Source organism: Bordetella genomosp. 8 (assembly GCF_002119685.1).
Classification (GTDB): Bacteria; Pseudomonadota; Gammaproteobacteria; order Burkholderiales; family Burkholderiaceae_B; genus Bordetella_C.
In genome coordinates, this window is sequence record NZ_CP021108.1 from 768818 (window position 1) to 786420 (window position 17603).

Here is a 17603-nt window from a genome sequence, read left to right on the forward strand (position 1 = left end):
GGCGTCTTCTAGCGTTTTTTCACGGGATAAATGAACCAGCGGACTGTCACCTACCGGATGATCGAGGCCTTCCAGGCCGCCATGCTGCACGGAGGCATCGGCGCCGGTGCCGACGCGCTGGGAATATCGCAGCCGGCCATGAGCCGGCTGATCGCCGACCTGCAGAAATCGATAGGTTTCCCGCTGTTCGACAAGAGTGGGCGCACGGTGAAGCCCACGGATGAAGCGCAGGCCTTGATGGCGAAGGTTCAGCAGTCCTTCCTGGGCCTGGAACAGATCGTGGATTTTTCGGCCCAGCTGCGCAAGCAGAAACTGGGACAACTGAGCATCTGCGCCATACCGTCCATCGGGCACTCGATCATGCCGCGGGTGGTCGCCCAGCTCCGCAAGAAATTTCCCGATGTGCTGATCAGCCTGCAGGTCAGCTCATACGCCGACGTGGCGCGCCACGTCAAGACGCGGCAGGCCGACATAGGATTGACCGCGGACACGTTTTCGTTGGCTGGCTTGGAGACCGTGGCCGAGTTTTCGGCGGATTGCGTTTGCATCGGTACGGCGGCCTGGCTCGATCCTTGCGCCACCCATGTGGATGTGGAAGAACTGGGCCAGCTGCCCTTCATCTCGCCGACCGGTACGTTCCGGCCACGCCTGGATGCCTGGCTGCGGGCCAACGACGTGCGGGTCGACGCCATGGCGGAAGCCTCGCTTTTCCAGTCGATCAGCGATCTGTGCCTGGAAGGCCTGGGCGTCGCCGTCGTCGATCGCCTGACGGGCATCAAGCATCGGGAACGTGGCGGCTTGACCCTGCCGCTGCGGCCATCCATGGTCTACACCGTCTATGCCACGGCGATGAGCGATACCCGGATGTCGGCGCCCGCACGCGAGCTTATACGGCTGGTCGCCGCGGCGCATGGCTGAAACATAACATCCAGGTATGGGTTGATCACCTGAGGTCCATGGATGTGGACGCGCCGACTTTTTAGGATGGAGCCTCAATAAATTTCAAGGGGATCCTGATGTCCTGGAGCATCGCGCGTCGGCCGTGGATCGCGGCCGTTTCAATGGGGATAGTCTTTGCCGCATCGGCGGCGCAGGCCGACTGGCCCGAGCGGCCCATCCGGTTCATCGTCAATGCCGCCGCGGGCGGCGCGGCGGACGGTACGGCCCGCGTGCTGGCGGACGGGCTGGGCAAGCGCCTGGGCCAGCCTGTGATCGTCGAAAACAGGCCGGGCGCCTCGGGTGCGATCGGTCTGGACATCGTCGCCAAGGCCGCTCCCGATGGCTACACCATCGGCAATGCCAACCTGGCGACGTACACCGTCACCGCGTTGACCGCGACGTCGCTGCCCTATAACCCCGCGAAGGACTTCACGCCCATCGCCAGGCAATGGACGCAGCCGAATCTGCTGGGCGTCAGCCCCAAGCTGCCCGTAAAGACGGTTGCCGAGCTGGTGGACTATGCCAAGGCGCACCCGAACGCATTGTTCTACGGCTCCACTGGCACCGGCACCGCATTGCATGTGCTCGGCGCCTTGTTCGCGAATCTGTCCGGCGCGCAATTGACCCATGTTCCCTACAAGAGCGCGCCCGCGGCCGAACTCGATCTGTCCACCGGGCAGATCCAGATGATGTTCAGCAACTTCACGTCCATGGAGCCGCAGGCGCGGGCGGGCCGCATCCGCGCGTTGGCCATTACCGGGCCGAATCGCTCGCCCATGCTCCCCGACGTGCCCACCATCCGCGAAGCCGGCTACCCGGCGCTCGAGATGGAAACCTGGGGCGGTGTCGTCGGTCCGGCCAATATGCCGCCGGCCATCGTGGAAAAGCTGAATCGCGAGATAAACGCGGTGCTTGCCGATCCCGCGGTCATCAAGAAGCACGCCGCGCTGGGCGCGACGGTGGCGCCGGGCTCCATCGCGGAGTTCACGCAGATGCTGGATGCCGACAGCGCCCGCTGGGGCGAAGTGATCAGGCGCAATCACATCACGCTCGAGTAGCGAAGTCGTATGTCCTCGAATGAAATCATCGTCGTAGGCGGCGGGTTGGTCGGCGCCGCCATTGCATACGGGATAGCCCGGACCGGCGGCGCCGTGACCTTGCTGGATCAGGGCGATGTCGCCCATCGCGCCTCGCGCGGCAACTTCGGCCTGGTCTGGCTGCAAAGCAAAGGCGCCGGCTTCCCCCGCTATGCCCGGTGGAGCCGCGATGCGGTGGACCACTGGGGTCCGCTGGCCAGCGAGCTGGCCGAACTGACCGGCGTCGATGTCGACCTGCGGCAGAACGGCGGCTTCTGGATGGGTTTCAGCGAAAAGGAAATGGTCGAACGCGAGGCCATGCTGGCCGAGATCAACGCCGATGGCCGCACTCCGTTCGAGATGCTGGATCACGCGCAGCTCAAGGCGCGCCTGCCCGCCATCGGCCCGAAAGTCGTGGGCGGCAGCTGGTGCCCCCTGGACGGCCACGTGAATCCCCTGAAACTGCTGCACGCCCTGCATGCCGGGCTGAAGCTGCGTGGCGGACGCATCTGCAACGGCGTCGATATCCGCGAGGTCAAGACGCACGGGTCTTCGGGCTTCCAGGCCAGGTCGGCCGACGGACGCAGCTGGACGGGGAACAGGATCGTGCTGGCCGCGGGCTTGAGCAACGATGCGCTCGCGTCGCAGCTGGGGCTGCATGCGCCGGTCGTGGCCAACCGGGGACAGGTATTGATTACGGAGCGGCTGAAGACATTCCTGCCGTATCCGACGAACAAGGCGCGCCAGACGGCGGAAGGGACGGTCCAGCTCGGGTTCTCCGTGGAGGACGTGGGCCTGGACGACGGCACGACGGTGTCCGCCATCGAATGGATAGCAAAACGCGCCGTGACGACCTTTCCGCTGCTGGCCACCGTGAAACTGGTGCGCGCCTGGGGGGCGCTTCGTGTGATGACGCCCGATGGCGCGCCGATCTACCAGGAATCGGCGCGGTTCCCCGGCGCATTCGTGGTGACCAGCCATAGCGGCGTATCGCTGGCAGGTTCGCATGCGTTCGAAGTTGCCCCCTGGATTGCGGGCGTCAAGACGCCGCCGCCTGACCTGGAGCAGTTCGCCGGGGAGCGCTTCCTCGACCCCAACCGGAAGTTCAGCAATGCGCACTAACGATCCAGAGACCGCCATTTCCCTGTTCGTGCCGGAAGACATACGCGGCGCGAAAACTGTCCGCATCCAATTCGACGGCAAGGCCCTGGCGGTGCCGGAAGGGGTCAGCGTTGCGTCGGCCCTGTTGATGTCGGGCGTGCGCGCGTTCAGGTCCACGCCGGTGTCCGGCGCGACGCGGGCGCCTTACTGCATGATGGGTGTGTGTTTCGAATGCCTCGTGGAGATAGACGGCCGTCCCGGCCGGCAGTCCTGTCTCGTGCCGGTTCGCGACGGAATGGTGGTCAGGCGCCAGGAAGGCGCCACCGAGCTTGATACGTCGAGCGAGAAGGACTGATATGGATGCGAATGTCGAGCGATTCGACCTGGTGGTGGTCGGGGCTGGCCCGGCGGGGCTGTCCGCGGCGATAGAGGCGCGGCGCGCCGGATTGAGCGTCGTCGTGCTGGATGAACAGCAGCGCCTGGGTGGGCAGATCTACCGGTCCATCCAGGACGCGCCGGCGCACAGGCGCAAGGTCCTCGGCGCGGATTATTCCGCCGGCGCCGCCCTGGCCGAGTCCTTCGCCGCTTGCGGCGCGGTGCACCGCACCGGCGCCGCGGTCTGGAACGTCGATCGGGACAGGACGGTTTCCTATCTGCGGGAAGGCCGGGGCCAAACGGTGCGGGGGCAGGCCGTCGTGCTTGCCAGTGGCGCGATGGAGCGTCCTTTCCCCGTCCCGGGATGGACCTTGCCCGGCGTCATGGGCGCGGGTGCGGCGCAGATCCTGTACAAGGCGTCGGGTGCGATCCCGTCCGAACCTGTCGTCATCGCGGGATGCGGGCCGCTGCTGCTGCTCCTGGCCCAGCAGTACCTGGACGCGGGGCTGAAGATCAAGGCATTGGTGCAGACGACCGGCACGGCCGACTACCTGCGCGCCGCCCCGCATCTTTTCCGCGCAATGCGAGGCTGGAATGACCTGGCCAAGGGCGCGAAGATGCTCAGGGCGATACGCGCGCACGGCGTTGAAACCTACACGGGCGCAAGCGAATTTTCCATCGAAGGCGCCGACAGGGCCGAGGCCATCGCCTTCCGGCATAAGGGCAGCCGGAAGCGCATTGCCTCTTCCCTGATCCTGCTGCATCAGGGCGTGGTCCCCAATACGCAGCTGAGCTGGTCGCTACGCGCCGAACATCGGTGGGACGAGGCGCAGCTCTGCTGGATTCCGCGCACGGATCCCTACGGACAGATCGACGACACGTGCATCTATATCGCGGGCGACAGCCGGGGCATCGTGGGCGCGAAGGCATCGGCTACGCAAGGCCGCCTGGCCGCGCTGGATATCGCCCGCCGCTTGCGGCGCGCCGAACCCGAGGCGATGCAGCGGCGCAAGGCCGAACTGCAGGGCGAGTTGCGGAAGCATGTGCGTATCCGGCCCTTCCTGGACCAGCTGTATCGCCCGCTGGACGATCATCGCATTCCGCCGGACGGGAACGTCATTGTCTGCCGTTGCGAAGAGGTCAACGCCGGGAAGATCCGCAAATACGTGGAGGTCGGCTGCCTGGGACCCAACCAGACCAAGGCCTTCGGCCGCTGCGGGATGGGGCCATGCCAGGGCCGCCTTTGCGGGCTGACGGTAACCGAAGTCATCGCGGACGAGCGCAAGGTCAGCCCGCAGGACGTCGGCTATTACCGGATCCGGCCGCCGATCAAGCCCATCACCTTGGGCGAACTCGCCAATCTCGAAGAATAGTTTTTCAACCTTCCCTGAAGAGTCTCAGACATGGAAATCAAACGCATCGCGACCGACACCCGCCGCTCGCGCGCAGTGGTCTACAACAATATGGTTTTCGTGGGTGGCCAGACCGCCGACGATCGCAGCCAGGACATACGCGGCCAGACGGCCCAGACGCTGGCCAAGATAGAGAAATTCCTGGCGGAAGCCGGTACGGACAAGAGCCGCCTGCTGACCGCGCAGATCTGGATCAAGGACCTGGCGCGCGACTTCGCCGGCATGAACGAGGTCTGGGATGCCTGGACCGCGCCGAACGCGGCGCCCACCCGCGCCACCGCGCAATGCGATCTGGCCGCCAAGGACATTCTGGTCGAGATCATCGTCACCGCCGCCGTGGGCCAGGATTAGGCCGCCTGCCGGCGGGTCACCGGCGCCTGGACAGGCTGGCCACGCTGCCGCCCAGTGCGGCCAGGGCCGCGGACGCCAGCCCCCAGTGCACCGCGTCGTGCGAGGGCAGCAGCGCGAACATCAAGCTCATCAACAGGCTGCCCAGCGTCAAGCCGGTAAGCCGGGCCGTGCCTTGCGCACCGCCGGCCGCGCCGCTGCGCTCCTTGGGTGCCGACAGCAGCATGTTCTGGTTGTTCGGCGTCTGGAAAAAGCCGAAGCCCAGTCCGGCGATGCTGGTGAAAACGGCGATTGGCAGCGCCGGGTTGCCGTGCAGGGGCCACAGGGCGCACATCGCCAGACCGCTGGCGAGGCATGCGCTTCCGGCCGCGCATAGCCAGGCGCCCGGCACCCGCTGGGCCAGGCGCGCCGACAGAGGCGCGGCCAGCATCACCGCCAGCGGCCAGGGGATCATCAGCAGGCCCGCGGTCACGGCGCTCTGGTCGAGTTCGTGCTGGATGTAGAACGGCAGTGCGACGAAGGCGGCCATCTGCCCGGTGAAGCAGCACACGGACGCCACGATCGACGCCCGGAACGAGGGCACGCGCAGCAGGTCGAGCGGGATCAATGGCGCGGACTGGGACGTCTCGCGCCGCACCAACAGCACCATGCAGATCAGCGCAAAGGCCAGCAGCGCGCCACCTTGGCCCGGTTGCATGACCACCCGGTCGCTGCCCAACACGAACGAAGCGAACATGGCGGCATTCAATGCGATGCTCCAGGCATCGACGCGGCGATTCGAAGGCGCAGGCGTCGGCAGGGCCGCGCAGGCTGCGAGCACCAACATGCCTATCGGCAGGTTCACCGCGAATAGCCACGGCCAGTTTGCCGCGGACAGGATCAGCGCGCCGATAGTCGGCCCTGCTGCCGAAGCGGCAGCCACGGCGAGCGCGTTCCAGGCGATCGAGCGCGCCAGCAGGTGACGCGGATAGGTGAACCGCAACAAGGCCAGTCCCAGCGGCATGACGGCCGCGCTGCCCAGGCCCTGCAGGCAGCGCGCGGCTACCAGCCAGGGCAGCGATGGCGCCAGCGCGCACAAGACGGACGCCACGGTAAAAAGGGCGACGCCTCCGGCAAAGATACGGCGATACCCGTACCTTTCTCCCACCGCCGAAGCCGGCAACAGGAACATGACGACCGCCAGCTGATAGGCGGTGACGATCCAGATCGCATCGGCGGGCGTCGCCTGCAATTGCCGGGAGATTTCCGGCAGCGCAATATTGGCGATCGCGCCGTCCAGCACGACCAGTACGCCGCCGCCGAGCACCGCGGCAACGGCTGCGATGCGCCGCGGCAGGGGCAGGCCGTCGGTGTCCTGCGCATCGGCCGGCTGTTGGCTCGGCATGGATGATGCGATCTTGGGAGAGGGAGAGGGGACTGGGCGAGACATGGACGGCAACATGAGCGGATACCTATAGGGAGTACCTGATGGAAATGGCCTCGAGGGCGGGGTACATCGCGTCAGGTCAGCTTAGGCGCGAGCACCACGCTTGCCCAGCGCGTGGCGCGCAAGTTGTCCTTGCATGCGGCGCCTGTTCCAACCCTCGGAGGCCGTGCTAGATTCCCGCCATGCCGACCGAAGCCGACCTGAACCTATTGCTGGCGTTGAACGCGCTGCTTTCCGAGGGCAGCGTCGCCAAGGCTGCTGAACGCCTGGGCCTGAGCGAGTCGGCAATGAGCCGTGCGCTGGCACGGCTGCGCGAAGCAACCGCGGACCAGCTCCTGGTGCGGGCAGGGCGCGGCATGGTGCTCACCCCGCGTGCGCTCGTACTGCGCGACCGCGTCAGGGACCTGGTGCAGGAATCGCGCGCGGTGCTTCAGCCCGCCGGCGTGGACCTGGATCCGGGTACGCTGCAGAACCTGTTCACGATACGCGCCAACGATGGCTTCATCGAAGCATTCGCGCATCGCCTGGTGTCGCGTATCGCGCGTGTGGCGCCCGCTGTCCGCCTGCGCTTCGCGCCCAAGCCGGACAAGGATGTCCGCCCGCTGCGCGAGGGCCTGCTCGACCTGGACATCGGCGTGCTGGGTGAGGCCGGGCCGGAGGTGCTCGTGCAGGCGCTGTTCCGCGACCGCTTCATCGCGGTCGTCCGCGACGGCCACCCGCTGCTTGCCGAATCGGAGATCACGGTCGAACGCTACGCCGCCTGCGGGCATGTGGTCACCTCGCGCCATGGCCGCACCGCCGGTCCGGTGGACGACGCGCTCGCGGGCCTCGGCCTGGCGCGTAATACGGCGGTCGTGGTGCCCAGTTTCAACACTGCCTTGTCGGTGGCGGCCGCCACCGATCTGGTGGCGTCGATCCCTGCCTCTTACTTCGAGCATCTGCGCGAGCGCGGCAGCCTGCGCGCTTTTCCGCTGCCCATGCCCACCGCGGCCATCACTGTGTCGCAGATGTGGCATCCGCGCCTGGATCGGGATCCCGCGCACCGCTGGTTGCGCGGCGTGGTGCTGGACATCTGCCGTCCCCTCGACGAACCGGTGGCGCCTCCGACCGAACGGACCTGACCGCCAGGAGCGCCGTCCCGCTGCTATATCGAGGCGCCGCCATCCACCATCAGCAGCGTCCCGGTCACGTAGGTCGCGTCATCGGACGCCAGGAACAAGGCCGCGCGCGCCACATCCCAGCAGCTTCCCTGCCGACCCATCGGGCATTTTGCGTCGCGTTCCCGCATTACTTCGTCGAAGCGATCGGGGGGCAGGTGGCGGTACAGGGTGCGGATGTGGGGCGTGTCCATATATCCCGGCACCACTACGTTGCAGCGTATCTGCTGGGGCGCGTACTGGCGGGCGATGATGCGGGAGACATGGTTCAACGCCGCCTTGGACGAGTTGTAGGCCAGGTAGGGCACGCCGGCATAGCGCAGGCTGGCGGTGGACGATACGTTGATGATGCTGCCGCCGCCATGTCGCTCCATCAAGGGAATCGCCTCCTTGCAGGCGAGGAACACGCTCTTGAGGTTGACGTCGTGCACTCGGTCCCAGGCTTCTTCCGGCGTGTCCACCGGGCCGCCCAGGTATTCGATGCCGACGTTGTTGTGCAGCACGTCCAGATGTCCCCATCGTTCTGCCGCGTAGGCGATGACCTGCCTGACGTCGTCGTGCCGGCTGACGTCCGCCTGGATGGCGTGGGCCTCGCCGCCTTCCGCGCGGATCATCCGCACGGTGGCTTCGGCGGAGGCCAGCTGCAGGTCGGCCACGACCACGCTGGCGCCCTCGCGGGCAAAGGTGATCGCGACGGCCTGGCCGTTGCTGATGCCGGCCTCGGGGGCGGACGCGCCGCCACCCATGACCACGGCGATCCTGTCTTTCAATCGACCATTCATGTCGCGTCCTTACGGGCGGATGTAGGCGCCACCGTTGACGTCCAGCGTGACCCCGGTGACATAGGCGGCCAGTTCGCTGGCCAGGTAGAGGCAGGCGCCCGCGATATCGCCAGGCTGGCCCACACGGCGCAGCGGGAAGCTTCGTGCTTTCTCGTGCTTGTACTCGTCGGAGGTCCCGCCGCGCGAGAAGTCGGTCAGGATCAGTCCCGGCGCCACGCCATTGGCGCGGATGTTGTCCGGCCCAAGTTCCAGCGCCATGGCGCGGACCAATCCCAGGATGCCGGCCTTCGCAGCGCAATAGTGGCTGCCGCCGAAGACCCCGCCGCCCTGCAGCGCGGACAACGAGCTGATGCAGACGATACTGCCGCCGCCGCGCGACTTCAGCTGGGGAATCACCGCCTGCGACATATGCAGCACGCCGCGCAGATTCGTGTCCAGCACGCGCGCGTAGTCTTCGTCGGTCACCTCCATGATGCCGCGCTTCTGCGTGATGCCGGCATTGTTGACCAGCACGTCGACCCCGCCATGGCGGCGCACCACGGCCTGTATTGCGGCGTCGCACTCCTCGCGCCGCGTGACGTCGCACACCAGGCCCATGTGCGGGTCGCCGAGTTCGGCGGCGGCCTGGCGGGTCTCCTCGGGATCCAGGTCCAGGATGGCGACGCGCGCGCCGTGTTCGGCGAACAGCCGCGCCGTGGCCAGGCCTATCCCGCGCTTGCGGGCCGCGCCCGTCACGATGGCGACCTTGTCTTGAAGCAGCTTCATCGTGTTTTCCTCAAAGCAGTTGCAGGGCGATCAGCTTCGCGTCCACCGACGTATAGGGCCGTTCGCAGACGATCTTGTCGGTGCCTGGCGCGAACTCGAAGCTGGCGGCCATGCGCACGCGGAAGCTGCGGCCGGTGGGCTCGTAGCGTTGCCCGCGCGCGACCAGCGGTCCCAGGTGGGTGCCCTGCAGCCAGAACTCGACCAGCACCGTATCGCCCGTGGCGGCGATGCAGATGATGTCGTTGATCAGGTCGGGGAAGGCGGCGCGCGAGGATTCGAAGTAACCCATCACGGCGTCGGTGCCGTCATAGACGGCGCCGCTGCCGTGCATTTCATAACGGGGATGCTGGAACGTGTCCAGCACGCCGTCCCAATCCTGGACGCATTCGAGCGCCATGTGCCGCCGCACGACCTCGATGCGGGCTTCCTGCAGGGATACGGTCATGGAAATTCCTGTCTGTGGATGGTTCGCGATGCCTTCGTCATTGCATCTGGATGCGCGCTTCGTCCGCGATCTGCTTCCAGCTCGCGTAGTCGCGCTTCAGAATGTCGTGCTCCTGCGCGCTCGGGACGAAGCCCGGCTCGATGCCGAGGGAAAGCAGGCGGTCGCGGACGGATTCGTCGCGCAGCGCCGCGGCCAGCGCGTCCGACAACTTTTGCAGCACCGGCGCCGGTATGCCGGCCGGCGCGTACATCACCCAGGAGAGCGCGCGATCGAAGTCGATACCCTGGTCGACATAGCCCCCCACGCCGGGAAGGCTGGGCGACGGCTTGGTGCACAGGGCCAGCGCCTTCAGCTTGCCGCCCCGGACCTGCGGCACTGCCGTGGCCATGTCGACGAAGCCGACGGGTATCTGCCCGCCGATCAGGGCAGTGATGACTTCCGTCGTGCCGCGATAGGGCACATGCTCTATCCGCAGGCCTGCCTTGAGCGCCAGGATCTCGCCACAGAAATTGCCGGTGGAACCTGGGCCCCAGCTGCCGTACTGCAGCGGCTGCCTGCGTTTGGCTTCCAGCGCCTTCAGTTCGGCGATATTGGTGGCCGGGAAATCGTTCGCCGCCAGCATGACGATGGGGGAATTGCCTATGCCGCCGATCGGCACGAAGTCCTTGAGCGGGTCGTATTGCACGCTGTGGTTCACGATGGGCGCCAGCAGATGCGTGGTCATGCCACCGATGGTGATGGTGTAGCCATCGGGCTTGGCCCGTGCGACGTACTGCGTGCCGATGACGCCGCCGGCCCCGGGGCGGTTCTCGACGATGACGGGCTGGCCCAGGCGGCCACTGAAGTTTTCCGCCAGCATGCGGCCCAACACGTCGCCGCCGCCTCCCGCGGCGAAAGGCAGCACCAGGGTGATGGGGCGGGTAGGGTAGTCGGCCGCGCGGGCCGGCTGCGGCAGGCAGGCCAGGGTACCGCTTAACAACAGCGTCGCAAGCAGGGATCTGCGCAAGGATGCAGGCATGGGGTTGTCTCCTCGTTATTGCTATAGGTATGTCGCCGCGCGGCAGGTCCCCGTCGGGGAAGCCTGTGAATCCGTTGTGGAAACGTTTACGCAGCAGGGTAAAAAAACAGCGGAAAACGGTCGCTTCAGTCGCGGGTGAATTCCGCGCCGCCCTTGGGTCGGATATAGCGCGGGATGGGCAGCCCGGCCTGGCGCGCGGATTCGAGGATGGCATCCTCGATGAAGCCGGCGTCGCGGATACCCACGAATTCGCCGTCGATGAAATTGATATTCGCCCCGAACACGACCATAAAGCCTTCCGCGGCCTGGCTGGCGGTCTCGGGCACACAGAACGTATGCACGGACCCGCCTGGTTCGAACAGATAGCTGCCCGCCTTCTGCACGTCGTCGGGATATTCCAGGTAATGCCATTCCCCCTTGATCGTGTAGAAATGCACGACCCCGGTATGGAAGTGCGTGGGCAGGCGCGTGCCGGGCTCGAACTTGCCGTACAGCACCCAGACGCCATTCTCGCGATCGAGGAATAGCGGGATGATGGTGGAGCCGGGCGCGGAGCCCGGCAGCGCATGGCCGTCGTCGATATTGACCGACAGCAGCCGGTCCTGCCTGGTGGTGGGGGTGGGTTGCGTCATGGTGTCTCCTCTGCGCACTGGCGCGGTTTTTCTGTGGGGTGTCGGCCTGTCGGCCGCGCGGTGCCGATGCGCGCTACCGTCGCGCCGGCGCGCGCCGCGCCTCCTTGGCGGCGAACCGTTGCCCGGCTGGCGCCGCGGCGGAATCCAGGGCGGAGCAGGAATCGCGCAGCATCAGCTCCGTGGTGATCAGCACGCGTTCGCCGGCGGGCCGCCTTTCCTGGCCTTCCAGCTGTTTCAGGAGCAGGTCGGCGGCGGCCGCGCCCACGGTGCCCAGGTTCCAGGTCAAGGTGGTGATGTTCGGGCTGACCAGCTGCGAGATATCGCTATCGCCCACGCCGACCACGCTGACGTCGTCGGGTATGCCGCGCCCGCTGTGGCGGATGGCCTGCAGCACGCCCGCCATGATGCGGGTGCTCAGGCAGATGAACGCGGTGGGCGACGTGTCGGCTGACAGCAGGGCCAGCGCTTCGCTGAAGGCGAATTCCATGGCCGAGCGTTCCATGCGCACGAGGTCGGAACCGGGCTTCAGCCCCATCTGGGTATAGGCATCGCGGAAGCCCGCGATCCGCTCGCGGCCCGGACGCAGCCGGGCGCCCGGCGTGAAGAGCGCGATGCGGCGGTGCCCGAGATTGAGCAGGTATTGCGTGGCCTTCAGGGCGCCATGGTAGTGGTCGACGTGCACACCCGAGCAGTCGGCCCCGAAATCACGATCCAGCGCGACGATAGGGATATCGCCCGCCAGGCGGCTGAGCATGTCGGCCGATTCGATTTCGCAGGCGCCCAGGATCAGGCCGTCCACGCGGCGGCCCCGGAATACGTCTATCAGGTCGCGTTCGGTGGCTTGCCGGTTATGCGTGCTGGCCACCAGCAGGGAATAGCCCGCGGCCCGGAACGCCGTTTCCGCGGCGGTGATGATGGCGGCGTAGAGCGGGTTGGACAGATCCGAAACCAGGATGCCCACGACGCCGGTGCTGCGCGTGCGCATGCTGCGCGCGACGCCGTCCGGCGCGTAGCCCAGCTGGCGCGCCGCCTGCGTCACCAGCGCGATGGTGTCGTCGCTGACGCGGCCGGCGCGGTTGAGCGCCCGCGAGGCCGTGCCGATGGAGACGCCAGCCTGGCGGGCGACGTCCCGGATAGTCACTCGGGGTTTGGGAGCATTGGGCATGGTGTCGTGCGTAAGAATCCTGGTGGTGGCGCAGGGTAGCTGTGACGAGGAGCATTGCTCGAGGCTGGCGTCGCGGGCAGGCGGCAGGCTAGGGCCTGGCAAGGCCCGTGGCGGTCAGCCGGCGAACGGCATCACGGCCGTCCCAGCCCACGCTGGCGGCGCGCACGCGTTCGAAGTGTTCGCCCTTGCCACCGGTCAGCTCCGAAATCTCGATCATCGCGCTGGGCAGGTCGGCGTGCACGAAATAGCCGAAGCGGCCGCGCGTTCCCATCCGGCCGCCATGGCCTTCCACATAGCCCAGGCCCAGCAAGGTGGCCACATGTTCGTCGTAGCGATCCAGCGTCCAGTAGGCGATGTGCTGGGCCGCATCGCCGGCCTGCCGCAGCGTGTCGAGGTACAGCGACGGCGCATCGTCCCGTTGCTGGATCAGCTCCAGCTGGAGGTCGCCGGAATTGGCCAGCGCGATGGACAGGGCAGGCGGCGGCGAGTCGTCACCGTAGTAGCGGAACTCCGTGGTGCCGACGTCTTCCTTGTAGAACCACGGGCCGACGCCCAGCCTGGCCCACTGCGCCATCGCTTTTTCGATGTCCCTGACGACGTAGCCCACCTGGCGCGCGGCACCCAGCAGAAAGCTCATGATGTCTCCGTTGCTTTTTATCCGCTTGGCCGCCGTGCCAAAGAAGCCCTGGCGAGCAGGTTGCGGAAACGTTTCCGCAATTGTAGGCACGGATGGCCGGCCGTGCGCATCATGGTTTCTACTGAGAGGTGGACAAGACGCACGGTGAGGGGATCGTCCAGGGGCTACGGGACCAGCGGCTTGCGGAAGTACACCCTGTCGAATCCGTCTTCCGCGACGCGGTCGGTTATGACGAAACCCGTCTTCTGGTACAGCGCGATGTTTTCATGCATCAGCGCATTGGTGTACAGCGTCAGGGCACGCAGACCGCGCGAGCGGGCCATGCGTTCCGCGAACAGCATCAGCTCGCGTCCGTAGCCCTTGCCCTGGTCCTCGTGTCCCACGACCAGGTTGTTGACCTTCAACGCGTCACGGTCCTGTGTCAGCAGGATCGCGCCCGCGATCACGCCATGCGCGCGCAGCACGTACAGGTCGCCTGATGCCGCCAGCGCGCCGTAGTCGGCCTGCATCGGCGCCGGAAGTTTTCCCATGCGGTCGATGTACTTGGAATAGGCGCCATCCACCAGCGCCTTGATGGCGGCGGCATCGGCCGGCCGCGCCGGCTCGATGGCCTGCGCGGCATCCGCCGCGTGCGAGACGTCTGCGGTCTTCGCGCGGCCGTCGGGCGCGCCGCCGGCCGATAGCTGTTTGTAGAAGAACGTGGTGTCCGTCGCGCCACCGTGCGGCTTCAGGGCGTAGCCCGGGATGACGCCCGCGCGGATCCAGCCGGAGCGCGCATAAAGCCGTTCGCCATCGCTGCCGGTGGCGGTGTCCAGGACCAGGAGCGTCCTGCCGGCCTGGGCGGCGACCTTGTCCACTTCCGCCATCAACCTGGCTCCGACCCCCAGGCGCCGGAATTCGCGATGCACGAGCAGCTTGGAGACGTCCGCCCTGTGCGGCTGGTTTTCGGGCAGGCCGATGACGACCTGGACGGTGCCCATGATGCGTTTGCCGGACTCAGCGATCAGCAGGATGCGATCGCCTTTCGCGACGCCGTCGGCGACCTTCATCCAGAAGCGTTCGGCCTTCGGCTTATCCAGGGGCGCCATGAAGCTGACCGACGCGCCACCGGCGACGCAGTCCATCAACAACTCGGCCAGCGGCCCGGCAAGGCCTGCTGCTTCGTCCGCGCCGACGATGCGGATCCTGGTTTCGGTGGTCATCCTAGAGTCCTTTGGCAGGCGTCGTGATCGCGACCAGATAATGCGCGGTGGCGGCGCCCGGGTTGTGGAAAGCGGTAGGCACGTTGAGCGGCATCGTCAGGCAGTCGCCTTTCGCGAGCTGCCAGGTGGTTTCGCCCACCCGCACATCCATCGTTCCGCGCATCATCCACACCTGCTGCACGACGTCGGGGTTCTGCATGACCGCGTCGTAGGCGATGCTCTGGCCCGGTGGGAAGTGGATCTCGATCAACTGGGTGGGACAGGGAAAGGCCGCGGAAAGGTGCCGGCGCACGTAACCCGATGCCGGGTCTTTCCAGACCGCCTGCTGGTCGGCGCGTGAGACGGGCGAGGGGCTTGCTTCCGAAGGCGGCCGTTCGAACAGGGACGCGAGGGGGACATCGAGCGCCGAGGCGAGCTTGTCGAGGATGATGGCGGTGGGGCTGCTTTCGCCCCGCTCGATCACCGAGATGGTGGACCGGCTCACGCCGCTGCGATCGGCAAGCACGTCCAGCGACCACGCCCGCTTGTTACGCAGGTCGCGCAGGCGGGCCGCGATGAGCTGGTTGATGTCCATGGGCGTCTATAATATTGGATATATATTCTATTCTTATGGATAGTCGCCGCCGCGTCAACTGGCGGCCAGGGAGCCACCGTGATCACCAACGTCAGTATTCTCATTCGCGACGGGCAGGGCCGGACACTGCTGCAGATGCGCGACAGCAAGGCCGCCAACGGCCCGCTGGCGTGGAGCTTCTGGGGCGGAGGCGTGGAAGACGAGGACGTGGATCACCGGCACACGGCGGCGCGTGAACTGGAAGAAGAGCTCGGCATCATCGCGGCGCCCGCCGATTTCACCGAAATAGGCCGCCGCACGGGCAGCGATGGCCAGGAAGCGCCACTGATGCTGTTGCGCCGCCCCGTCGAATGGGGCGATTTCCAAGTCCTGGAAGGCGCCGGCGCGGGATACTTCGAACTCGACGAGATACGCCAACTGAGCGTCACCCGTTCCGTGGCGTGGTATCTCGGCAATAAGCCGGAAGTATTCGACATCCGCGGGTAGATCGCGGTCGGTGTTGCATCCAGTCGGCTAAACGCCGCTTGCTCAGGTGAGCTCCGACCAGAATCGCCGACTGCAGCTTAGCGCGACTCCTCACTGCCGATACAAGACATTTCGCAGCATTCGTGGTCTTGTCGGCTATAAATGACTGGAGCAGGCAATTGAACAGGAGCAGTCATGACGACGCTGGAAAATCGCGGCAATGCGGCGCTGGTTGTTATCGACATGCAGAACGGCGTGGTCGCCGAAGCATATCGACGTGATGCGGTGATCGAGGTCGTCAGGACGTTGATCGAGCATGCCCGGCGTGAGGGCATGCCCGTCATATGGGTGCAGCACACGGACGACGAGCTCGCCGAGGGCAGCGTCGCGTGGCAATTCGTCGACGGGCTCGTACCGCAAGCGCAAGAGCCGGTGGTGTACAAGCGCTATCGGGATGCGTTCGAGGACACCGGGTTCGAAGACCTCTGTTCCAGGCTGCATGCGGGCAAGCTCGTGGTGACCGGCGCGCAGACGGACATGTGCGTGCGTTCGACATTGCATGGCGCGCTGGTCCGGGGCTATGACGCGGTGCTGGTCGGTGATGGACATACGACCATCGACAGGACGCGGCAGGGCGCTCCCACGGCGGATGCGGTCATCAGGCATACCAATCTCTACTGGAGCGGGCAGCGGGCGCCCGGGAGATCGGGGGACGTGATCGCCAGTGCGGATTTTCTGATGCACATCCGTGGTGGCTAGCTCTACCATGCACCTGCGCGCGCTCGCGTAAACTCTCTGTCCTGCGCGGCACGGCCGCGCACCGCTGCTGCGTTCGGGGTGCAGCCTTGCCCCGGGCGCCGATTTGGCTACATCAGCGAGAGCATCCCTATGTCCCCTGCATCCAGCGCGTTCGAGAATTCGCAAACGCACGCGTCCTGTCCGAGTGCCGGCACACCGCTGCCCGGTCCCGATCATCCCTGTCGTGGCAGTGGGCCGCGCGGCGCCAGATGCGCGGTCGCGGTGCTGGCGGGTGCGCTCATGCTGCTCTCCGCGAGCGGGTGCAGTTCGCTGTTCAGCGAAGGTGCCGCCGCGGGCGCCGGCGTCGGGGGCGCCGCGCTGGCCAGCAAGGTCACCCGCAATCCCACGGTGGCCGCCGGCATCGGCCTGGGCGCGCTGGCCGCCGCGCAAGCCGGCGTCAAGTATGTCGAGAAGAACTACCACGAAGAGCAACAGGACCGCATCGCCTCCGTGGCCGGACCCCTGGCGATGGGCAAGACCGCCAAGTGGGAAAGCCGCCATGCCGTGGAGATCGAGCCGGACGCGCGCGGCAGGGTGACCGTGTCGCGCCAGATCAGCGCCGGCGAGCTGAACTGCAAGGAAATCGTGTTCTCGGTCGACGACGTGGTCGATGACAAGCCCCGCAGCGACTTCTATACCGCGACGATCTGCGAGCAGGCGGGACATTGGAAATGGGCATCGGCCGAGCCCGCGACGGCGCGCTGGGGATCCTTGCAGTGATGGCGCAACCGTACCCATCCTCGGGCGCGCCTGGCGAGAACGACAGCGAAGCGGGCACGCGCATGCCCTGCGCGCGCCTGGCCATCTCCGCGTGCCTGCTCGCCATCGCGCTGACCGGCTGCAGCTCGATCGGCGGCTTCACCGGCGCCGCCGCCGGTATCGCGACGGGCGCGGCGACCAGCAATCCGGCGATCGGCGTGGGCGTCGGCGTGGCGGTAAAGGCCGCCACCGATGCGGCCGTGCAGCGGGTGTACCGCAACATGCAGGACACCGAGCAGACCCTGATCGCCCGCGCCGCGGGCACGATGGCCCCCGGTGAAAAGCGCGTATGGGCGGCGCATTACTCGATCAGCTTCTTCGATGAGCACGGCGAGCTGCAAGTGCTCAATCAGACGGAGAACGCCCTCACGACATGCCGCGAAATTGCGTTTTCCGTGATCACCGGCGAGGCGGAAACCGCGAGCTCGCAATGGTTCATCACGCAGGTCTGCCGCGACAGCGACCAGCAGTGGCGCTGGGCCGCCGCGGAGCCGGCGGTCGGCCGCTGGGGAAGCTTGCAGTAATCC

Annotated in this window: 21 protein-coding genes and 1 pseudogene; 11 read left to right on the forward strand and 11 right to left on the reverse strand. The window is 66.6% G+C overall.

Going from position 1 to position 17603, the window contains the following annotated elements; genetic code table 11:
• The first annotated feature begins 30 nt into the window (after positions 1–30).
• From CAL12_RS03440 to CAL12_RS03465, 6 genes are all read left to right on the forward strand, one after another.
• A complete protein-coding gene (locus tag CAL12_RS03440) occupies positions 31–918 on the forward strand; it encodes a LysR family transcriptional regulator (RefSeq protein ID WP_086063202.1) in 888 nt (295 codons plus the stop codon).
• A 98-nt stretch (positions 919–1016) separates the two neighbouring features.
• Positions 1017–1997, forward strand: coding sequence for a Bug family tripartite tricarboxylate transporter substrate binding protein (locus CAL12_RS03445; RefSeq protein WP_086063203.1), 981 nt, complete (start codon positions 1017–1019; stop codon positions 1995–1997).
• Between the two features lie 9 nt (positions 1998–2006).
• Positions 2007–3137, forward strand: coding sequence for an NAD(P)/FAD-dependent oxidoreductase (locus CAL12_RS03450; protein WP_086063204.1), 1131 nt, complete (start codon positions 2007–2009; stop codon positions 3135–3137).
• Positions 3127–3471: a (2Fe-2S)-binding protein gene (locus tag CAL12_RS03455; RefSeq protein WP_086063205.1), complete on the forward strand. Its 345-nt coding sequence runs from the start codon at positions 3127–3129 to the stop codon at positions 3469–3471. Before CAL12_RS03450 ends, CAL12_RS03455 begins: the two co-directional genes overlap by 11 nt.
• A 1-nt stretch (position 3472) precedes the next feature.
• Positions 3473–4864 (forward strand): NAD(P)/FAD-dependent oxidoreductase, encoded by a 1392-nt coding sequence (locus tag CAL12_RS03460; RefSeq protein WP_086063206.1) that lies wholly within the window; start codon positions 3473–3475, stop codon positions 4862–4864.
• A gap of 30 nt (positions 4865–4894) precedes the next feature.
• Positions 4895–5254: a RidA family protein gene (locus CAL12_RS03465; protein WP_086063207.1), complete on the forward strand. Its 360-nt coding sequence runs from the start codon at positions 4895–4897 to the stop codon at positions 5252–5254.
• A gap of 16 nt (positions 5255–5270) precedes the next feature.
• Here the strand turns inward: CAL12_RS03465 and CAL12_RS03470 are convergent, their stop codons facing one another.
• The gene (locus CAL12_RS03470; RefSeq protein WP_232464692.1) at positions 5271–6635 is read right to left on the reverse strand and encodes an MFS transporter; all 1365 of its coding nucleotides are present in this window, start codon (positions 6633–6635) and stop codon (positions 5271–5273) included.
• Between the two features lie 224 nt (positions 6636–6859).
• Between CAL12_RS03470 and CAL12_RS03475 the strand changes: the two genes are divergently transcribed.
• Positions 6860–7798 carry a LysR family transcriptional regulator gene (locus CAL12_RS03475; protein WP_086063209.1) on the forward strand — a complete coding sequence of 313 codons (939 nt, stop codon included), beginning with the start codon at positions 6860–6862 and terminating at the stop codon, positions 7796–7798.
• Between the two features lie 23 nt (positions 7799–7821).
• Here CAL12_RS03475 and CAL12_RS03480 read toward each other — a convergent pair whose 3' ends face one another.
• The 10 genes and pseudogenes from CAL12_RS03480 to CAL12_RS03520 all read right to left on the reverse strand — a co-directional run bounded on the left by CAL12_RS03480 (position 7822) and on the right by CAL12_RS03520 (position 15054).
• Positions 7822–8616, reverse strand: coding sequence for an SDR family NAD(P)-dependent oxidoreductase (locus CAL12_RS03480; protein ID WP_086063210.1), 795 nt, complete (start codon positions 8614–8616; stop codon positions 7822–7824).
• Positions 8617–8625: 9 nt separating this feature from the next.
• On the reverse strand, positions 8626–9381 hold the full coding sequence (locus CAL12_RS03485) for an SDR family NAD(P)-dependent oxidoreductase (protein ID WP_086063211.1): 756 nt from the start codon (positions 9379–9381) through the stop codon (positions 8626–8628).
• Positions 9382–9391: 10 nt separating this feature from the next.
• The gene (locus tag CAL12_RS03490; protein WP_086063212.1) at positions 9392–9826 is read right to left on the reverse strand and encodes an ester cyclase; all 435 of its coding nucleotides are present in this window, start codon (positions 9824–9826) and stop codon (positions 9392–9394) included.
• Positions 9827–9863: 37 nt separating this feature from the next.
• Positions 9864–10844 carry a Bug family tripartite tricarboxylate transporter substrate binding protein gene (locus CAL12_RS03495; RefSeq protein WP_086063213.1) on the reverse strand — a complete coding sequence of 327 codons (981 nt, stop codon included), beginning with the start codon at positions 10842–10844 and terminating at the stop codon, positions 9864–9866.
• A 125-nt stretch (positions 10845–10969) separates the two neighbouring features.
• Complete coding sequence (locus CAL12_RS03500; RefSeq protein ID WP_086063214.1) at positions 10970–11476, reverse strand: 2,4'-dihydroxyacetophenone dioxygenase family protein; 507 nt, start codon at positions 11474–11476, stop codon at positions 10970–10972.
• A 73-nt stretch (positions 11477–11549) separates the two neighbouring features.
• Complete coding sequence (locus CAL12_RS03505; RefSeq protein WP_232464693.1) at positions 11550–12617, reverse strand: LacI family DNA-binding transcriptional regulator; 1068 nt, start codon at positions 12615–12617, stop codon at positions 11550–11552.
• Positions 12618–12729: 112 nt separating this feature from the next.
• Positions 12730–13278, reverse strand: coding sequence for a VOC family protein (locus CAL12_RS03510; RefSeq protein ID WP_086063216.1), 549 nt, complete (start codon positions 13276–13278; stop codon positions 12730–12732).
• Positions 13279–13442: 164 nt separating this feature from the next.
• On the reverse strand, positions 13443–13808 hold the full coding sequence (locus CAL12_RS28380; RefSeq protein WP_332459322.1) for a GNAT family N-acetyltransferase: 366 nt from the start codon (positions 13806–13808) through the stop codon (positions 13443–13445).
• A 150-nt stretch (positions 13809–13958) separates the two neighbouring features.
• A pseudogene (locus tag CAL12_RS28385) lies at positions 13959–14480 on the reverse strand (GNAT family N-acetyltransferase); the annotation flags it as partial.
• A 1-nt stretch (position 14481) separates the two neighbouring features.
• Positions 14482–15054: a helix-turn-helix domain-containing protein gene (locus CAL12_RS03520; RefSeq protein ID WP_086063218.1), complete on the reverse strand. Its 573-nt coding sequence runs from the start codon at positions 15052–15054 to the stop codon at positions 14482–14484.
• A 78-nt stretch (positions 15055–15132) separates the two neighbouring features.
• On the opposite strand from CAL12_RS03520, the gene CAL12_RS03525 reads away from it, so the two are divergent.
• The 4 genes from CAL12_RS03525 to CAL12_RS03540 all read left to right on the forward strand — a co-directional run bounded on the left by CAL12_RS03525 (position 15133) and on the right by CAL12_RS03540 (position 17600).
• Positions 15133–15540 carry an NUDIX domain-containing protein gene (locus CAL12_RS03525; protein ID WP_157792874.1) on the forward strand — a complete coding sequence of 136 codons (408 nt, stop codon included), beginning with the start codon at positions 15133–15135 and terminating at the stop codon, positions 15538–15540.
• 174 nt (positions 15541–15714) lie between these two features.
• A complete protein-coding gene (locus CAL12_RS03530) occupies positions 15715–16278 on the forward strand; it encodes an isochorismatase family protein (RefSeq protein WP_086063220.1) in 564 nt (187 codons plus the stop codon).
• A gap of 279 nt (positions 16279–16557) precedes the next feature.
• Entirely contained in the window at positions 16558–17037 is a 480-nt protein-coding gene (locus tag CAL12_RS03535) for a hypothetical protein (protein WP_420042750.1), read from the forward strand.
• Positions 16989–17600 carry a hypothetical protein gene (locus CAL12_RS03540; RefSeq protein WP_232464694.1) on the forward strand — a complete coding sequence of 204 codons (612 nt, stop codon included), beginning with the start codon at positions 16989–16991 and terminating at the stop codon, positions 17598–17600. The genes CAL12_RS03535 and CAL12_RS03540 overlap by 49 nt, the downstream gene beginning before the upstream one ends.
• Positions 17601–17603: the final 3 nt, after the last annotated feature.

Excerpts from the sequence above, each read along its gene's own strand:
- CAL12_RS03440 (WP_086063202.1), top strand. The coding sequence starts at position 31 with ATGAACCAGCGGACTGTCACCTACCGGATGATCGAGGCCTTCCAGGCC.
- CAL12_RS03445 (WP_086063203.1), top strand. The coding sequence starts at position 1,017 with ATGTCCTGGAGCATCGCGCGTCGGCCGTGGATCGCGGCCGTTTCAATG.
- CAL12_RS03450 (WP_086063204.1), top strand. The coding sequence starts at position 2,007 with ATGTCCTCGAATGAAATCATCGTCGTAGGCGGCGGGTTGGTCGGCGCC.
- CAL12_RS03455 (WP_086063205.1), top strand. The coding sequence starts at position 3,127 with ATGCGCACTAACGATCCAGAGACCGCCATTTCCCTGTTCGTGCCGGAA.
- CAL12_RS03460 (WP_086063206.1), top strand. The coding sequence starts at position 3,473 with ATGGATGCGAATGTCGAGCGATTCGACCTGGTGGTGGTCGGGGCTGGC.
- CAL12_RS03465 (WP_086063207.1), top strand. The coding sequence starts at position 4,895 with ATGGAAATCAAACGCATCGCGACCGACACCCGCCGCTCGCGCGCAGTG.
- CAL12_RS03470 (WP_232464692.1), bottom strand. The coding sequence starts at position 6,635 with ATGCCGAGCCAACAGCCGGCCGATGCGCAGGACACCGACGGCCTGCCC.
- CAL12_RS03475 (WP_086063209.1), top strand. The coding sequence starts at position 6,860 with ATGCCGACCGAAGCCGACCTGAACCTATTGCTGGCGTTGAACGCGCTG.
- CAL12_RS03480 (WP_086063210.1), bottom strand. The coding sequence starts at position 8,616 with ATGAATGGTCGATTGAAAGACAGGATCGCCGTGGTCATGGGTGGCGGC.
- CAL12_RS03485 (WP_086063211.1), bottom strand. The coding sequence starts at position 9,381 with ATGAAGCTGCTTCAAGACAAGGTCGCCATCGTGACGGGCGCGGCCCGC.
- CAL12_RS03490 (WP_086063212.1), bottom strand. The coding sequence starts at position 9,826 with ATGACCGTATCCCTGCAGGAAGCCCGCATCGAGGTCGTGCGGCGGCAC.
- CAL12_RS03495 (WP_086063213.1), bottom strand. The coding sequence starts at position 10,844 with ATGCCTGCATCCTTGCGCAGATCCCTGCTTGCGACGCTGTTGTTAAGC.
- CAL12_RS03500 (WP_086063214.1), bottom strand. The coding sequence starts at position 11,476 with ATGACGCAACCCACCCCCACCACCAGGCAGGACCGGCTGCTGTCGGTC.
- CAL12_RS03510 (WP_086063216.1), bottom strand. The coding sequence starts at position 13,278 with ATGAGCTTTCTGCTGGGTGCCGCGCGCCAGGTGGGCTACGTCGTCAGG.
- CAL12_RS28380 (WP_332459322.1), bottom strand. The coding sequence starts at position 13,808 with ATGGGAAAACTTCCGGCGCCGATGCAGGCCGACTACGGCGCGCTGGCG.
- CAL12_RS03520 (WP_086063218.1), bottom strand. The coding sequence starts at position 15,054 with ATGGACATCAACCAGCTCATCGCGGCCCGCCTGCGCGACCTGCGTAAC.
- CAL12_RS03530 (WP_086063220.1), top strand. The coding sequence starts at position 15,715 with ATGACGACGCTGGAAAATCGCGGCAATGCGGCGCTGGTTGTTATCGAC.
- CAL12_RS03535 (WP_420042750.1), top strand. The coding sequence starts at position 16,558 with ATGCTGCTCTCCGCGAGCGGGTGCAGTTCGCTGTTCAGCGAAGGTGCC.
- CAL12_RS03540 (WP_232464694.1), top strand. The coding sequence starts at position 16,989 with ATGGGCATCGGCCGAGCCCGCGACGGCGCGCTGGGGATCCTTGCAGTG.